This is a genomic window from Algoriphagus limi, assembly GCF_024919275.1.
Taxonomy (GTDB): Bacteria; Bacteroidota; Bacteroidia; order Cytophagales; family Cyclobacteriaceae; genus Algoriphagus; species Algoriphagus limi.
This window is the reverse complement of the sequence record NZ_JANWGH010000001.1, coordinates 1,643,191-1,656,795: the sequence shown is the minus strand read 5'-3', so window position 1 is coordinate 1,656,795 and position 13,605 is coordinate 1,643,191. Positions and strand designations below refer to the sequence as shown.

The window sequence follows — 13,605 nt, the reverse complement described above, 5'->3', positions numbered from 1 at the left end:
AATTTTAATGCCATGAGAACTATTCAAAGCCTTTTGAGGGAAATAATGCAATTGACTACAAATATTGAAAACAACTTCCCAGAGCTTTACAAAAAGCTGAATGAAAATCCTATCACAATTCCATCCGAGAAGAATCCAAAAATCGATCAGGAGGTTTTGGCAGACTACCTCGAAAGTCTCAAAACACTTCTGAAAGAGGAGTTGAAGGAACATGGAATGAGTTGATTACTTTTGGTGGATAGTGTTATACTCTAATATGTATAAAGAGAGATTTTTTATTTATAATGTCAATTCAAGAATACCCTCTGTAAGGTGATTTATTTTCAGGAATTCTTAGGCAAATTGGAATTACTTAAAAAATTACCCTACTTGAGATAGAGGTTTTCTAATTTCCTTTATTTCAAGCATTTTCTTTTAATTCCTTTTTTTATGAAGCAATCCCTGAAAAGCTATTTTTTACGATTAAAATCTTGGATCGGAAAGCAACTTCAAAAAATCAAACCCGGACTTTTATCTGTAAAAGGGGCAGCTATCGGATTGATTATCGGTTCAGTTATCTTTTTTGTAATCGAGGTATTAGGAACGACTATCAATTTCAAGGATCCTTGGATTTTGGCCTTGGGAGCAGGTATTATTCTAATTTCTCTCTTAGGATCTTATTTAAGTGTTTGGCTGGTTAAGCAGTTTTATGAAATACCAAGATCCTACAAAATTGCCTTGTTCTTAGCCATACCTCTGCTCTTTATTGTCCGTATGCAAGACGAGCGAATTGTCCTGTATTTGGTTGTGGTTTTTTCATTGTTGGGAGCAGGATTTCCCTTGTTTAAAAAGGGACATTTTAAGCATTTGAAAATGCCAAAGAAGGTAGTCGCTGTTTTGGGCTTTGGCTTAGGAATCGTTGGCTTAGTTGCATTTCTTTATTTTCTATCCATCCGAGGTTTGGATATCAGACCCCTGATCAATGCTGCAAAACTCGTTGAGGATAAAATTGAACCTTTGAAGGGAGATTCTCCGGGAAATAATGGAAACTATGAAGTGGATTATTTCACCTATGGCTCAGGAAAAGATATTCGAAGAGAGGAATATGCTGAAGGTGTTCGGTACGTAACCCCTTCTGTCGATGGCACCGCATTTTTAGATCATTGGGAAGGGCTTTCCGGGAAGTATAGAAGCTATTTTTGGGGATTTGATTATCGGGAGTTGCCCATAAATGGACGGGTTTGGAAGCCTAAAGGTAAAGGACCTTTTCCGTTGGTTTTGATCGTGCACGGAAATCATCCCATGCAGGATTTTTCGGATCCCGGGTATGCTTATCTGGGAGAACTTTTAGCTTCTAGAGGAATAATATTGGTGTCGGTTGATGAGAATTTTATTAATGGATCTTGGTCAGATATTCCTGATGGATTGGAAAAGGAAAATGATGCAAGAGCTTGGTTACTATTGGAGCATCTTAAGCAATGGAAGGCATGGAATGAAGACCCGCAGCATGAACTCTCTGGTCAAATCGCCATGGATAAACTGGCCTTGATTGGTCATTCCAGAGGGGGTGAGGCAGTTGGTCATGCAGCTATGCTTAACCAACTAGACTTTTATCCCGATGATGCGAGCATTCCTTTGGGTTACCATTTTGATATTCAGTCTGTCATTGCTATAGCTCCTGTGGATGGACAGTATAAGCCTGGAAATAGCCTAACCAAAATTGAAAATGTTAGCTATTTGGGGATACATGGGGCTCAGGATTCAGATGTGGAATCTTTTGATGCGGCAAAGCAATTTGAACGAATTTCATTTACAGATTCCGCGTATCATTTTAAGGCAGGAATCTATATCGCCGGAGCTAATCATGGTCAGTTCAACACCAGTTGGGGAGATAATGATGTGCTGGCCACATTTTCAGGAATTTTAAATAAAAACCAACTGATGGATGCGGCTGATCAGGAGCAAATTGCCAAAGTGTATATCAGCGCATTTTTAGAAACTACCTTACTCAAGAAAAGAGATTATTTACCACTTTTTGCAGATGCTAGAAAAGGGAGAAACTGGCTTCCTGAAACAATCTATCTCAGTCAGTTTGAAGATTCCAACAGTCAGTTTTGGGCTGATTTTGACGAGGATTTTGATGTGGTCAGTTTAACTGAAGAAGGGAATGCGAAGGGCGAAAATCTAACCGTGTGGAGAGAAGGGGAAATCATTCCAAAATATGGTTTGAAAGGAACAAGAGCTGTTTTCCTTGGTTGGAATTACAAGGAATTTGGAGGAGATTCTGTGGAATGGGAATCAAGCCCCAAACCCCAATTACCGGATTCGGTTAGGGCGAGCTATATCATAAGTCTGGGAGAGAATAACTCTAGGCCGGATTCGAGTTCGGTTTTGATTTTCTCCTTGGCAGAATCCAACGAAAGCTCCAATCCCAAAAGCAGGGGGAAATGGGTCAAAAAGAATGAATCCAATGAAGAGGAACTTGAGAATGAATCAATAGGAGAAAACGAGGTTGACGAGGAGCAAGTCGTAGAATCAGAAAATATAGAAGAAGAAAAGGAGGGTGAAGCAGAAAAGCCTCTTTCTCCGATTGATTTCACCATAGAATTGACCGATCAACAAGGTGAACGTGTAACTTTTATGTTAAGTGAGTTTTCTCCTTTGCAAAGGCTTATCAAGTCCAGAGTGATGAAAATTCAGTTTTTGGATGATAAGGACGAGACAGAAAGTGTTTTCCAATTGTATCAATTTGACCTTCAAAAACTGAAATCACTAAACCCAGCTTTTCAGCCCAAGAATTTGTATCAAATCCGATTCATTTTCGACCAATCAGAAGAGGGAGTGATAGTGCTGGATAAAGTGGGGATTATGAAGAATTTGGAGAGCCTATCCTTTGAATAGGCTTATTAAGATTCCTTCAGGAAATATTCTCGCGTCAATTCCTTATAGGATCGGGAAATGGGAATGGTGAACTCCCCATTCAGTTCGATTTCCTGTCCCTTGTAAATCGCAAAATCAGGATTGATTAAAAAGGATCGATGTACTCTCTGGAACTTTGGTAGACGATTGGTCCATTCGCTGATTTTTACGCCATTTTTCAAGGATTGGCCATTTTTTAATTGGACGGAAGTGTATTCGCCTAGGCTTTCGATGAATACTATTTCTTCGGCTTTCAGAGAAACCAACTTTCGATTACTGTAAAAGCTGATGGTTTCGGGAGTAGTGTTGGATTCTGCCTTTTTTCGAAAAAAGAAAAAATACAATCCGGTAAAAAATCCCATAATGACCCACAAGAGAATGGGGTTGATGATGGATTTTTCAAAATAGTTGGAGTTGAATCCCAAGAAATACCAATACACAAAAGCAATGGCTAGATAAGCCAAATAAAGGGATGAAACCCCAACTAAGAAAAGTCGGACAATTCGTTTCAATCCTGAAAAGTTCAACGCCCAAGCAATTCCTTTTTGCAAGGTCAAGGTTGGGATCAATAATAGGCAGCCTGCAAGCCAACTTCCCTGGGAACTGGAAAAGGCATCTTGCACGAGGAGTCCCATCAGAAAAGCAGTCAGCAGCCAAAAGGCGATTTCGAGTCGTATCAATTTGGACATGGCTAAAAATAGGTAAAATAGATCGGAGAAGCGGTTTTTGCCGAATCCCGAATTACTCAAATCCTGTTTTTGACTTGCCTAGCCGGGTTTATTACTTACCTTTTGGAGGCTATTCAAAGTAATTTTGGTCTGTACCAAAACCAAAAAATTATGATTGATTTATTCTTTGCAGGAGGGCCCATTATCATGAGTATTTTGACTCTCCAACTGATCGCAGTAGTAGTATCGGCCTTTAAATTTCCAGAATGGACCAAGGAACTGGGGATCTTTGCTTTGGCAACCGGAATTCTCGGTCAAGTGATCGGGCTATATGGGATGTTTGAAGGAATAGAATCCTTTGGAGGAAATATCAACCAAGCCATGATCGCAGGAGGATTAAAGTATAGTACCATTTCCACGATTTTTGGATTGCTCATCTTTATGGTTTCCTTGGTGATTCGGGTGATTCAAAAACCTCGTTTTGTTTAAATCAAATTGGCCTTCAGAATTTAGTCTGAAGGCCTTTTTTATTTCTAAGGAATACCATCTTTGATAGTGCATTAAATTGGGTTGATCCAAAAATTAAATCCAATTGTTTTTTTCTTAAATTCAATGGATTACCACCAATTCAAAATCCATGAGTTACCCAAGTATTTTTAATGATGTGGTCGGGCCGGTGATGAGAGGTCCTTCAAGTTCCCATTGTGCAGCTTCCCTACGAATTGGGAGGATTTGTCATGATTTGATGGATGGGAAAATTTCAAAGATTGAAATTGATTTTGATCCCGATGGATCTTTGGCAACAACCCATAAAGACCAAGGCTCAGATATGGGACTCTTTGGTGGGTTTTTAGGTTGGGAAGCTTATGATGAACGCTTAGTAGATTCGGAAATCCATCTAAAGGGAGCAGGGATAGCTTATACTATTCGAATTGTAGAATTGGAAAACAAGCATCCCAATGCTTACCAGATCACCCTTTCCAATCCTTGGGAGTCGCATCGCTTGGTAGCAATTTCTACTGGAGGAGGTATGATCGAGCTAGTCGAGATCGATGGGGCCAACGTGTCCTTGGCAGGCGACCGATTCATGACTTTGGTCTATACGGATCTGCCAATTCAGGTGATGAACTATCTGGAGCAAGCTGGTGATTGGGACAGTTTGGAGCTGCTTTCAGGGAATTCAAAAATGGTTCTTTTGACAGCTCAGGCTCCTATCGATTCAATTCTGAAAGAAGAATTGGCCCAAATCGAGGGAGTAAAAATGATCAAGGAGATTCGCCCGGTTTTACCTGTTCTTTCTTCTAAAAACACTCAGGTTCCATTTATTACCGTGGAGGAAATGCTGGCCTATAATCAGGATAAGAATCTATCCCTTTGGCAACTGGCAGCTAGGTATGAAAGCATGCGAGGGGATTTTTCCGAAGAGGAAGTCTTCGCTAAAATGGAGGAGATTCGGCTGATCTTGAAGAATGCCGTGGAAACTGGCTTGAAAGGCACTCAATTCGAGGATCGGATTTTGGGTCCTCAATCTGTCAAGTTTAAGTCTATGATGGAGGAAAAGCGATTGGTGGACGGGGATGTGCTCAATCGAATTATCATGTATGTTTCGGCCATCATGGAGGTGAAGAGCTCTATGGGCGTGATTGTCGCAGCACCAACAGCAGGATCCTGCGGAGCGATGCCTGGGGCAGTTTTGGGAGTGGCAGATTCTTTGGGACTTTCTGAAGAAGAAACGGTCAAGGCCTTGTTGATCGCAGGATTGATCGGGGTGTTTATTGCTTCACATTCAACTTTCGCTGCTGAAGTTGGCGGATGTCAGGCAGAATGTGGATCGGGAGCGACCATGGCTGCCGCTTCCTTGGTTTATTTGGGAGGTGGAAATTTGAATCAAAGTTTATCCGCAGCTTCTATGGCTTTGCAAAGTTCCCTCGGAATGATTTGTGATCCAATCGGGAATCGGGTAGAGGCTCCATGTCTAAACCGAAATGTGATGGCAGCATCCAATTCCCTTTCCTGTGCTAATATGGCCTTAGCGGATTATGATGCGCTTATCCCTCTGGATGAGGTGATTGAAACCATGTATGAAGTGGGAAAAAGCATTCCCAATACCCTTCGATGTACCAATTTGGGAGGTTTATCCATTACCAAAACCGCCAAGGAAATCGAGCAAAGACTGGTTCAAAAGCAGTTTTTTAAGAGTTGCTAAAGAGGTAAAAAGGAAAAGAAGTCAAACTGAACTAGCCCTCATATGAATCTGAAGGAAATGGAGCAATTGAATAAACTTGTTCCAGATAGGGGTAAGCTAAAGGAAACAATAGGTTCATTTCTTCAATCCGAGTCCTTAGAAGAGGGACTAAAAGTGGCTTTAAGGAAAATTAATTAGAATCCCGATGTTTTGGGCTTAGATTCTTAATGGTGAGCTAGAGTAAAAATGATTTCCAAATGAGCATTCCAAGAAGAAATAATCCTAAAAACAATATCAGAACGGAAAGAAAAGAAGCAATGGAGTATCGGCTGGCTGAATAGCTCTTTTTAAGCTGAGCCATACTTTGGCGATGCTGTATGAGAGACAGGATCATCACGATAATGGCAACTAAAAAAAGAATCAAGGCCATTTCTCTTCCTGTAAATTCCTCAAAAAGAGCTTTTTTACCTGATTCGAGTCGGTTGAAGAAAAACTCATAAGCACCGATTCCAATTGCCAGGATAGTGAGTGAGGTTCGTCCATGCTAGCTGAAGCCGCTCAAATGCCGCCCTAGTCCGCTCCATCTGAAGATCTTTTTTACATTTTTTGAAGTCCTTCAGGTTTCCCAGGCTTTCTGTTTGTATTTGCTCCATCGCATTTTCTTTTTGAGGATTTTGTGGCGAAAAGGAATCTGTCAAAGAAAAGAAAACTTAACTCTCGACAATCCTTTAATCAAAGAATACCAATTTCAATAACTGATCAAAACCCGAAACCTATTCAGCTATCAAAAGTACAGAATTGAAGATGCGATAAAGTCCAAAGCCATCCTCATCTTTTACAACGAGAAGGTAGTTGGGGGTCTTTTTGAGGTCGAAAATGTTTTCTTATTGAAGTAGGGGCTGGGCGAAACTTGTTTGAGGGGAGAAAAAACCAGGAATTTTTACACCTTATACCTATTCTTGATTATTTTCAATTGTTGAATACATCATTATGAAGATCAACAACTTATTCTTTGATGCTAAAAAATCTTTTTGTCTAAAATTACTAAAATCCAAAATCATGAAAAGAGTTTTAATTATCCTCATGGGTGTTATTGCATTTTCCTGTGGGGAAGAGCCAAATGATGAGCAAATTAATGACGCTCAAATTCCTTCATTTGATGTAGAAGCTGAGTTGGAGGCTATTGAAAGAAGCAGAGCTCAATTTCTCCTTGCCTTTAAGGAAAAAAGATATTCCGAATTAAGTCAGTTTACTACTAGTGATATGATTGGAGTGAATCCAGGAACTGAGGATTGGCAAGAATATCTTCAATTAATGCGGAATCCTAGTGGTCAATTTAGCATCGACAGTATCCAAATGCGACCAAAAAGGACAGTTGTCGTAAGCGATTCCGTAGCTTATGATTATGGTACTAGTACCTTGTTTTACACCAATTCAGAAGGAGAAAATATTGCGCTTGATTACACTTTTTTAGTGATTATGAAAAAAGATAAGGTCGATGGCAGATGGAAAATTCATCTAGATGTGTCATCAGGTTTGGTCCTGGAAGATTAAGAAAAAAAGAGGTCCAATAAGACCTCTTTTTTAATGTGCTTTTGAGAAATTATTTACGGTAGAAAAACAAGCGGGTAATAAAGATTCCCTGACCGTCTTCTGCACCCCCATCACTTTCCACTCCAGAGGTCACATACTTGAGTTCCCAGCCTTGAGCCAACATGCTGTTGATTTTAGAAGCGATGACCGCATCGTTGGAAGCGATATTTTGAAAGTTAATACCCGTTGCACTGAAGAAGTTTAAAAGCTTGGTTTCCTCCAGTTCATCTACCTTGATATCCGAACGGCTGATTTCCTTTTGATTACTCTTTTTTCCATCTGTCCGTTCGGTCGTAAAAATCGAAGCATCTACTTCGGTTTGACTGTCGATGATTCGAGATCGTCCAATTCCCATAGGAACGATGGATTCAACGACTGTTATGACTTTGAATTCTCCGGAAGATGCATTTTGACTTAATTCCTGAGCTTGAGCTGTAAATGCAAATAAGCCAAATAAAGAAAGGGCAAGGAAAATAGATTTTTTCATTGTTGGGATACGATTAAAATTGTTTTTGAAAAGGGATAAGTGAGTGAGTTTTACTAATGGAAAATCAGAGAGCAAAATCGAAGAATTAGCTTGAAAAACAAAAAGCCCCTAGAATTAAATTCTAGAGGCTTTTTTCTTAAGCTCCCCCTGTTGACAATAGCTGCAGCTGGGACTATGTTTTTCGTGAGTTTGATTAGATAATTACAAGTAGTAAAATGACGATAAGTCAAGATAAGGTTTGAAGAAATTGATAGGATTCATGATGCTTATTCTTAATAAGATTAAGACCTAGAAATTGATCTGGTCTTTTTAGTTAAAATTTGCTACTCTACTTTTTTGGGAAAAGTTTTAGATGATATCATCATTTTGAAAATCTTGAGAACTAGGATTTTTTGATTAAAAATTAAATTCAGAGGTTTTCTAATCTAAAGATTTTCTTTAAGAATTTTCTTGCAATAAATTTTGAATCGAACTCTTTTTTTTAAGAAATAACAGTGATAATTTTTGCTATAAATTTCGCTCTATGGAAGTTATTGAAGTTAACTCGAGAAAATTAGAACGCGATTTTTTGAAGGTTCATAACTTAATCAACAAGTCATATCCAAATTGGATACAGCCTTTGGATAAGGATGTTCTTTCAGTTTTTGATAAAAAGAAAAATAAACTTTTAGAAAGATCTGAGGCCATCCGATGGGTTATAAAAACTAGTCAAGGAAAACTTATAGGTAGGATTGCAGCCTTTGTAAATAAGAGATATATAAATAAAGGGGATGATATAAAAGTTGGAGGTTTTGGTTTTTTTGATTGTGTTGATGATCAAGATACTGCACGATTGTTATTTGATACAGCCAAAGCTTGGTTGAAGGAAAGAGGAATGGAGGCGATGGATGGCCCCATAAACCTTGGTGATAGAGATAAATGGTGGGGCTTGTTGGTAGAAGGGTTTCATCCTCCGATTTACAATATGAACTTTAATCCACCTTATTATAAAAAATTGTTTGAGTCTTACGGGTTTAAAAATTTTTATAATCAAATATGCTGGAGTCTCTCAGTATCTGGAGAAAGTCATCAATTGGCTCCCAAATTTTATGAAGCCTATAAAAAATATTCAGTGGACTCAGATTTTAAGGCACTGCATATCAAAAAAAACAACTTGGAAAAATATGCTAATGATCTGAGTATTGTTTACAATAAAGCTTGGGCTCAACATCAAGGAAATAAGGATATAACTCCCCAACAGGCTTTAAAACTTTTTAAATCAATCAAGCCTGTTATGGATGAGAGATTGATTTGGTTTGTCTACTATAAAGATGAACCTATAGTTATGTGGGTCAATCTTCCCGATATCAATCAAATGATCAAGTACCTTCATGGCAAATTTGGGTTTTTTTCAAAGCTGAAATTTTATCTAATTAAAAGATTTGCTAAAAACCAGAATTTTATAGGCTTGGCCTTTGGAGTAGTTCCCGAGTTTCAGGGAATGGGACTCGATTATTATATGATCGTAGAAGCAGAGCAAGTCATCAAATCTCAGACTTCCTACAAAAAACTTGAACTTTATTGGCAAGGAGATTTCAATCCGAAAATGCTGAATATTTCCAAAAATTTGGGAGGGAAGCATTTCAGAACATTAGTGACCTACCGGTTTTTGTTTGATGAAAATAAAAAGTTTGAAAGGCATCCCATTTTGTAAATGAATGTTCAGTTTTTTAAGTAAAAAACTCAGAGTCGAATTTTTAGAAAAACTCAATAATCTGAAGCTAAAATTTTGAATTTAGTGAGATTTTTTTCTATAACTTTATATATATCAGTCTTTTAATCTATGTAAGAAGCTTTTATGGTCAATATCGATTCTATTGGAGCGACCGTGATGATAATGATTTTCATGGTTGAATTGTACCTCACCTGGAAGAAGAGTCATTTCGAAAATGAGGTGAAGGATATGTTGGCAAATTTTGTTGTTGGAATGTGTATTCTAACAGTGGGATTATTTATGAAAGGAGTTGCTTTTGGTCTCTACAGCGGGGTATATGAATTTGCCTTCTTTAAGCCTGAATTATCTGTCTGGTTATGGGTTTTAGGCTTTTTGTCTTGTGATTTTATTATGTATTTATTTCATTTACTAGGACACAAATCCAGAATATTTTGGGCTGCCCATGTTACTCATCATTCCTCATTGTATTACAATGTTTCCGTAGGATTTCGTGTCAATTTTATCCATACTTTTTACCGATTTCTTTTTTGGGCTCCTTTATGTTTATTCGGAATTCCACCATGGATGATTTTACTTAATGAATCAATCTCTACGATTTGGAATATTCTTGTACATACTGAGCGAATCGGGAAACTTGGCTTTTTAGATTTAATTTTCAATACGCCTTCTAACCATAGGGTTCATCATGGTAGCAACCCTCATTATTTGGATAAAAATATGGGAGGAATATTGATTCTTTTCGATCACATTTTTGGTACATATCAACCAGAAGTTGAAAAACCGATTTACGGTATTACGCATAATATTCACACAAAAAATCCAGCGAAAATCATCTTACATGAATATATTGATATAGTTAGGAACCTATCAAAGATTTCAAATTTCAAATCGAAAATTCATTTTCTTTTTGGTCCTCCCGGGTCAGAAAAATGGAAAATTTTTGATCAAGTTGAAAAACAGGAGTTAGATGATTTCAAAACTCCTTTTAAAGTAGAAAGAATTTTACGAGAAAATTAGATTCGGTACTTTCTATTATTTCACATAAAGAAAGGTTAAAACTCTTTGGGTAAAAAAGATTTGGAAGTATCAAAGGTTATAGACGTTCATTTCCTTCCTAAATATGAAATTATGCAGAATTCTAACAAATCAATAGCAAGATATCCCGTATATGATTCAAATATTAAGGATAAGAATTTGGCTGCAGACTTAAAGTCCAAGGTTTTTGCAAGAATGAAAGTATTAAAAAAGAGAGAGAACGAATTAATTTTTAAAGCTTTCTTCTTCCCAATGCTCTACTTGAGTTTTTATTTATTTGCTTTATCTACGGACAATTATCTGACTTTCTTATTGTGCTACTCTTTAATGGGGTTAATGGTGGTTGTTATTTTTTTGAACCTAATTCATGAAGTTTGCCATGAAAATCTTTTTTCTAAAAAACACTATAACCATCTATACATGCTTATTTTTGATGTTTTAGGTGCAAATAGTTTTATATGGCAAAAGAGGCATGTGATTTTCCACCATAATTATCCGAATGTTGCGGGTTGGGATAGTGATATTGAAAAAAGTAAATTTTTGAAAGTTCACCCGAATGAAAAAGGTAAATGGCTTACTAAATACCAGCATTATATAATTGTTTTGTATCCATTTTTTCTGCTAAACTGGTTTTTGGTTCGTGATTTTCGTGATTTTATTAAGCATATTTTAGGTAAGGGGAAATTTGGGCCCATACCGCCTATTGAATATGTGAAGCTGTTTATTTTTAAACTTTTATTTGTCGGGTACATTTTCCTTTTACCCATTTATCTAACGCAATTCTCTGTTTTGGAAGTGATAATAGCAGGAATACTGATGTTCTTTGTCGCTGGGGTTTTTGGCCTTTTTGTTCTTTTACCGCCTCATGTCAATATCAACAACCAATTTCCTTTAGTAGAGGAGAACCATACCTTATCGAATAGCTGGCTAAGACATCAGCTTTATACTACCAATGACCTGGTGGAGGAAAACTGGTTTACCAGGTATATAATGGCCAATTTTAATTTTCATGTTGCTCATCACTTATTTCCAAAAATCAGTTATCTCTATGCTAAAGAAGTAACAGAGGAAATCAAAAATTTTTGTATTGAAAACGGATTAGCATATAAGTCAATTTCTATTTGGAAAGCTTTCCGTGACCATTATGCACTAATTAAAAGTAATAGTGCTGATGAGAGTATATGGGAACAGAATATGTAATCCTCTAAATCCATGGCAGGTTTCAAATATACCGACCTTCATTGCCATCCGAATCTAAAAGCATTTGGACATTCATTTACAAATCAAAATCATCCAAAAGCAGATATTTGGTATACCAAAGAGCAAGACTTTTTTACTCGAAAAATTTATGAGAGAACAGGTATTACCAAGTTTTCGCAATCAGATTTAAGTACAATGTCGAGAGCTAATGGGAAATTAGCTCTTGTTTCCCTTTATCCCTTTGAAAAGGGTTTTTTCCATAATCCCTATGTATTGGATGTCATGGCCGCCCGAATGGCCAATTGGGGAATAGAAATAGGATATGAGCGGGTTAGGTATATTCAAAAACACACCAATTACTTTGAGGATCTTCAAAATGAATATCAATTTTTTATCAATTCAAAGAAGATGAACAGAATTGACGGGATCCAAACTAGTTGGAAGCCCCTTAAGGATATTGATGGTTTGAAAGTTAACCTGAAAACGGATAATGAAATTGGTGTGATCTTTACGATAGAAGGGGCACATGTTTTCAATACCGGATTAGAAGACTATGGTCGGAGAGTGGACAAAGATGAAGTAATCGCTAATATCAAGAAAGTGAAAAATTGGGAGTTCCCTCCCTTTTTTATTGGACTAGCCCATAACTTCAATAATGACCTATGCGGACACGCTAGAAGCCTCCAAAGATTGGGCAACTTGGTCAATCAAGAGAAAAATCTTGGTATTGGGTTGACTAATTTAGGTAGAGAAGTGGTTCGTGAATTATTGAGCAAAAGCAATGGTCGAAGGATATTGATTGATCTCAAACACATGAGTTTGAACACGCGAATGGACTATTATCGATTGTTGGCAGAAGAATACCCTAATGAATCCATTCCTTTAATCATAAGCCATGGAGCCTTGGTTGGCGGGACATTTCAGTATAAGGAAGCATCTTCTTCAATTGTCAATATTTTTAATCAGACCGAATTGAATTTTTATGATGAGGAAATTATCAAATTGGTACAGTCAGGAGGGCTTTTTGCTTTTCAAATGGATTTAAATATCCATGTAGAAATAGGTAAACTGAACCGTTTATTCAAGACAAAAAATAAGAACAAAAATCTCCAAATTTCCGCTTCACTTATTTGGAATCAATTGAAGCATTTTGCTGAAGTTTGTGATAGAAATGGATTGTTTGCTTGGGGGAACACCTGTTTGGGTACTGATTTCGATGGAAGTATTTACCCTTTTCCTGGTTTATTGACTGCAGAAGGTCTGGAGCCATTGTCCAAGGAATTGCTACTACTTGCAGATAACTATTTGAAAAAGGGGAACATGTCAATCAAAGAAAATTATTCCATAACAGCAGAGGAAATCGTTGAACGATTCTTTTTTACCAATACAGTGGAATTTCTTTACAAGAATTTTTAAAAATTATTTTTTGCTTCCTCAGTGAATACTATCCTTTTAAAATTGAAATATTTCTGTTAGGAAGTTCAAGAATGGGTTTTTATAGTTCTCTTGATGGTTCGAGGAACAGTTTCGAATTGAAAAAAGATTATGACCAATTTGATCAAATGAGTGTAATTTATCAGAAACACTTTAAGTAATGATTTATGAAATCACCAAACTTGAAGTTGCAACTCTATCAACCTGATTTAAAAGTTCTAGAAGGGATAATAACAAAAAAAGAGGTCAATTTGACCTCTTTTTTGATTTGGCTCCCCCTATCAACGAAAGTTGCAACCGAAGTCTACTTCCTCTAAGATTGAAGGAAGTTGAAGATTATCTAAATCAGATTGATTTTCAATCTATTTAAAACATTTGGAGAGAATGAAAT

At 37.1% G+C, this 13,605-nt stretch carries 11 protein-coding genes and 1 pseudogene; 9 read left to right on the top strand and 3 right to left on the bottom strand.

Going from position 1 to position 13,605, the window contains the following annotated elements:
• Nucleotides 1-12: 12 nt before the first annotated feature.
• Entirely contained in the window at nucleotides 13-225 is a 213-nt protein-coding gene (locus NY014_RS07140; protein WP_135073941.1) for a hypothetical protein, read from the top strand.
• Between the two features lie 204 nt (nucleotides 226-429).
• Nucleotides 430-2,880: a poly(ethylene terephthalate) hydrolase family protein gene (locus NY014_RS07135; RefSeq protein WP_259413873.1), complete on the top strand. Its 2,451-nt coding sequence runs from the start codon at nucleotides 430-432 to the stop codon at nucleotides 2,878-2,880.
• A gap of 5 nt (nucleotides 2,881-2,885) precedes the next feature.
• On the opposite strand, the gene NY014_RS07130 is transcribed toward NY014_RS07135, so the two are convergent.
• Nucleotides 2,886-3,587, bottom strand: coding sequence for a LytR/AlgR family response regulator transcription factor (locus tag NY014_RS07130; RefSeq protein ID WP_259413872.1), 702 nt, complete (start codon nucleotides 3,585-3,587; stop codon nucleotides 2,886-2,888).
• A gap of 150 nt (nucleotides 3,588-3,737) precedes the next feature.
• Between NY014_RS07130 and NY014_RS07125 the strand changes: the two genes are divergently transcribed.
• Both NY014_RS07125 and NY014_RS07120 read left to right on the top strand, forming a co-directional pair.
• The gene (locus NY014_RS07125; RefSeq protein WP_259413871.1) at nucleotides 3,738-4,055 is read left to right on the top strand and encodes a MotA/TolQ/ExbB proton channel family protein; all 318 of its coding nucleotides are present in this window, start codon (nucleotides 3,738-3,740) and stop codon (nucleotides 4,053-4,055) included.
• A gap of 148 nt (nucleotides 4,056-4,203) precedes the next feature.
• On the top strand, nucleotides 4,204-5,772 hold the full coding sequence (locus NY014_RS07120; protein WP_259413870.1) for an L-serine ammonia-lyase, iron-sulfur-dependent, subunit alpha: 1,569 nt from the start codon (nucleotides 4,204-4,206) through the stop codon (nucleotides 5,770-5,772).
• A gap of 214 nt (nucleotides 5,773-5,986) precedes the next feature.
• Here NY014_RS07120 and NY014_RS16390 read toward each other — a convergent pair.
• Nucleotides 5,987-6,277 (bottom strand): annotated as a pseudogene (locus NY014_RS16390) (hypothetical protein); the annotation flags it as partial.
• 533 nt (nucleotides 6,278-6,810) lie between these two features.
• Between NY014_RS16390 and NY014_RS07115 the strand changes: the two are divergent.
• Nucleotides 6,811-7,305: a YybH family protein gene (locus tag NY014_RS07115; protein ID WP_259413868.1), complete on the top strand. Its 495-nt coding sequence runs from the start codon at nucleotides 6,811-6,813 to the stop codon at nucleotides 7,303-7,305.
• A 49-nt stretch (nucleotides 7,306-7,354) separates the two neighbouring features.
• On the opposite strand, the gene NY014_RS07110 is transcribed toward NY014_RS07115, so the two are convergent.
• The gene (locus NY014_RS07110; RefSeq protein ID WP_259413867.1) at nucleotides 7,355-7,831 is read right to left on the bottom strand and encodes a hypothetical protein; all 477 of its coding nucleotides are present in this window, start codon (nucleotides 7,829-7,831) and stop codon (nucleotides 7,355-7,357) included.
• Nucleotides 7,832-8,399: 568 nt separating this feature from the next.
• On the opposite strand from NY014_RS07110, the gene NY014_RS07105 reads away from it, so the two are divergent.
• The 4 genes from NY014_RS07105 to NY014_RS07090 all read left to right on the top strand — a co-directional run bounded on the left by NY014_RS07105 (nucleotide 8,400) and on the right by NY014_RS07090 (nucleotide 13,196).
• Nucleotides 8,400-9,524: a hypothetical protein gene (locus NY014_RS07105; RefSeq protein WP_259413866.1), complete on the top strand. Its 1,125-nt coding sequence runs from the start codon at nucleotides 8,400-8,402 to the stop codon at nucleotides 9,522-9,524.
• Nucleotides 9,525-9,773: 249 nt separating this feature from the next.
• Nucleotides 9,774-10,562 (top strand): sterol desaturase family protein, encoded by a 789-nt coding sequence (locus NY014_RS07100; RefSeq protein WP_259413865.1) that lies wholly within the window; start codon nucleotides 9,774-9,776, stop codon nucleotides 10,560-10,562.
• Between the two features lie 45 nt (nucleotides 10,563-10,607).
• Nucleotides 10,608-11,780, top strand: coding sequence for a fatty acid desaturase family protein (locus tag NY014_RS07095; RefSeq protein ID WP_259413864.1), 1,173 nt, complete (start codon nucleotides 10,608-10,610; stop codon nucleotides 11,778-11,780).
• A 12-nt stretch (nucleotides 11,781-11,792) separates the two neighbouring features.
• Nucleotides 11,793-13,196: a dipeptidase gene (locus NY014_RS07090; RefSeq protein ID WP_259413863.1), complete on the top strand. Its 1,404-nt coding sequence runs from the start codon at nucleotides 11,793-11,795 to the stop codon at nucleotides 13,194-13,196.
• Nucleotides 13,197-13,605: the final 409 nt, after the last annotated feature.

Coding starts and splice junctions, on each gene's coding strand:
- NY014_RS07140 (WP_135073941.1), top strand. CDS start 13: ATGAGAACTATTCAAAGCCTTTTGAGGGAAATAATGCAATTGACTACA.
- NY014_RS07135 (WP_259413873.1), top strand. CDS start 430: ATGAAGCAATCCCTGAAAAGCTATTTTTTACGATTAAAATCTTGGATC.
- NY014_RS07130 (WP_259413872.1), bottom strand. CDS start 3,587: ATGTCCAAATTGATACGACTCGAAATCGCCTTTTGGCTGCTGACTGCT.
- NY014_RS07125 (WP_259413871.1), top strand. CDS start 3,738: ATGATTGATTTATTCTTTGCAGGAGGGCCCATTATCATGAGTATTTTG.
- NY014_RS07120 (WP_259413870.1), top strand. CDS start 4,204: ATGAGTTACCCAAGTATTTTTAATGATGTGGTCGGGCCGGTGATGAGA.
- NY014_RS07115 (WP_259413868.1), top strand. CDS start 6,811: ATGAAAAGAGTTTTAATTATCCTCATGGGTGTTATTGCATTTTCCTGT.
- NY014_RS07110 (WP_259413867.1), bottom strand. CDS start 7,831: ATGAAAAAATCTATTTTCCTTGCCCTTTCTTTATTTGGCTTATTTGCA.
- NY014_RS07100 (WP_259413865.1), top strand. CDS start 9,774: ATGTTGGCAAATTTTGTTGTTGGAATGTGTATTCTAACAGTGGGATTA.
- NY014_RS07090 (WP_259413863.1), top strand. CDS start 11,793: ATGGCAGGTTTCAAATATACCGACCTTCATTGCCATCCGAATCTAAAA.